The organism is Candidatus Cardinium sp. cByotN1, from assembly GCF_022810525.1.
Lineage (GTDB): Bacteria > Bacteroidota > Bacteroidia > Cytophagales > Amoebophilaceae > Cardinium.
Genome location: NZ_JAACGG010000057.1, coordinates 1 through 2,296, shown reverse-complemented (window position 1 = coordinate 2,296; position 2,296 = coordinate 1). Strand labels below are relative to the sequence as shown.

Genomic DNA, 2,296 nt, shown 5'->3' with positions numbered 1-2,296 from the left:
TAAATACAATTGCAAATATATTCGCGATAAGAAAATAGAAGCGTTCAAGGCATATTTTACTGCTTTAAGCTCATAATTAGTTTAAAAACTAGTTTTAAAAGGTTATAGTTGGCTGTTATCTTAGTGCTAGCCTCGTTTAAATAGCGTAAATAATGAATATAAAACCAATAAACACTTTCCTATTTTTATTCTATTCGGATTCTAATGCGAATTTTATGACAGTTGTAAGGTGATTGCCCAGTCTATATATCTTGGATTAATTTGTGTATTGGTGATTGTTTACTGGATGGTTATCTATTTAAATAGAGGGGGGGTGGGTTCACCAACCCAATCTGTTGTATAGGGAGGATCTTAGATATTTTTATTACCAAAAAGGGAATCATGGATTGATTGTGGGTCACAGCTGGTTTACTGATTTGCTGAACAACCAAGTTGTTTTCTTAGCCCCACACCCACGGAGGTGGGGTTATACCTAAAACGGTTCTAGAAAAAACGGGCCTTGTAAAAATTTGCAGTCAGAAAGCAAGGCTTTTTTAATGCTACTTTTTGCTTGATCAAAAAGTAACCAAAAAATCAAGCCCTGTGTAAAAAGTTGCGGAAAGTGCTCGTTACAACTGGAAAAACAGAATCCGCGCTTCAACCTCCCTCTGAACTGTTTTTCTATTTCAGTTGTAACGGTCACTTTCTGATCGCAACTATTTTACAAGGGGCGTTTTTGGGTCCACTTTTGCCACATTAGTGTATAGATGCTTCAATGCTTGCTGATCCCAGCTTCTTCCAAGGGCGCACTCTTCTTAGCTAGCCTTACTCATAGCCTTATAGATAGCCTGCTTTGCAATTGCGCGATAGGGACCTTTTATAGGCTTGTTACGCACCTGGGCATTTTTTCTGTTGTGGATGCAAGTCTTCTATAACTTTATTCACTTTTTCTGTCATCACTTTTTTAACATCATCGTTCTTACTCTCCTTAGTTATGTTAGAACCAGCGTACCATTTCTTTGAGTCATAAAGCTCTTCATTAATAATGAGGGGTGCTTCTATATAATCTTTTACAGTCTTACCTTCTTTATCTTTCGCGCAGATAATTCGATCTTTCTCTATTTTCTCTAGTAATAGTTTAAATATATCGACATTACCTACCAATGCTGCAGTCATTAGGAGTGTCATACCATTCTTTTTGTTAACAAACTTAAGATTCGACCCATTATCTATTAAATAATTAGCGATATCATTGTTCCCTAGTACTAGGGCTAACCCTAGAAGGGAATTTACGCCTGCTTCAGCAGCAGCGTTATCTGCTTTTTCAACATTGGCTTTCTTTTCTTCTATATAAGAATTTAAGGGCGTCTTTATTGTTGTAAATTACCGCAGGCGTCAGTAACGAACTCCCTTCTGAATTCTTTGCATTTGGATCTACACCTTTGTTAATCAAACATTTTATAAGATCTAAGTCACAACGAGCCTCCTTGATGTTTTCAAGCGTTTCTTCATCGATGTTTTCAAGCGTTTCTTCATCTAAAACCTTAGGATCACTAATAGTGTATGGGACTGCAAAATTATTAGTATATTTTAGTTTCTGTTTTCCTATGAACTTTGTCATGGTATCATTAATATCTTGTGTAAACTGATCTATCAGGCTACTATCAGCCTTATCCCATTTTTGTGTACCACTTTCTATCGCCTTATAAACGGATCTTGTAAGCTCCTCTATCTGATGTTCCTTATTAGCCGCAATATTCCATTTAGGTAGCATAATATTTTCTCCAGCAGGAGTAACTATAACTAAGCAAGTACCAGTAGTAAAAAGGCTAGTAGATAGGGCCTTCCCATAATAGCATATTAAAGCAATAATAGTAGAAGCTGTTAACCCCAACCCCGCCCCTATGAAAATTTTACCTTTGTGTCTCTCACAGCCTTTTTGCAAACCATAACAAGAATAACCTGATCCTAGCCTTCTGTTGTTGGCATAAGAAGGCAACGTGTTGCTCACACAAGAAGTTAAGGTGCCAAAGCCTAATAAGCTAATGAATAGGCCTACTTTGTAGGATGTGTACTTTTTCATGACATTGATGTTTTATTTGTTTTTTTATTAATGACCACTAAGCAGGCAGAATGATTTCGATGCAATGGATATGCCACATGCCATCTATTTTTTTATCTTTTGAACTTTATAATAAGGCAAAAAAATAATCAGACCCATCTGTAAGGGAATGCTAGGGATCCTCTCTTAATGGATCCTTTAATGATTTAACCCCGGACTTATATTATTAATAAAAAATAAATACAATTGCAAATA

2 protein-coding genes are annotated in these 2,296 nt (G+C 36.1%); both read right to left on the bottom strand.

Annotation, left to right across the window (positions count from 1 at the left end):
• Nucleotides 1-867: 867 nt before the first annotated feature.
• Entirely contained in the window at nt 868-1,329 is a 462-nt protein-coding gene (locus tag MUW73_RS01685; RefSeq protein WP_320411677.1) for an ankyrin repeat domain-containing protein, read from the bottom strand.
• A complete protein-coding gene (locus MUW73_RS01680) occupies nt 1,304-2,062 on the bottom strand; it encodes an ankyrin repeat domain-containing protein (RefSeq protein ID WP_243018283.1) in 759 nt (252 codons plus the stop codon). The genes MUW73_RS01685 and MUW73_RS01680 overlap by 26 nt, the downstream gene beginning before the upstream one ends.
• Between the last annotated feature and the right edge of the window lie 234 nt (nt 2,063-2,296).

Bases quoted from the DNA above. Each gene is read 5' to 3' on its own strand.
- MUW73_RS01680 (WP_243018283.1), bottom strand. From the start codon at position 2,062: ATGAAAAAGTACACATCCTACAAAGTAGGCCTATTCATTAGCTTATTA.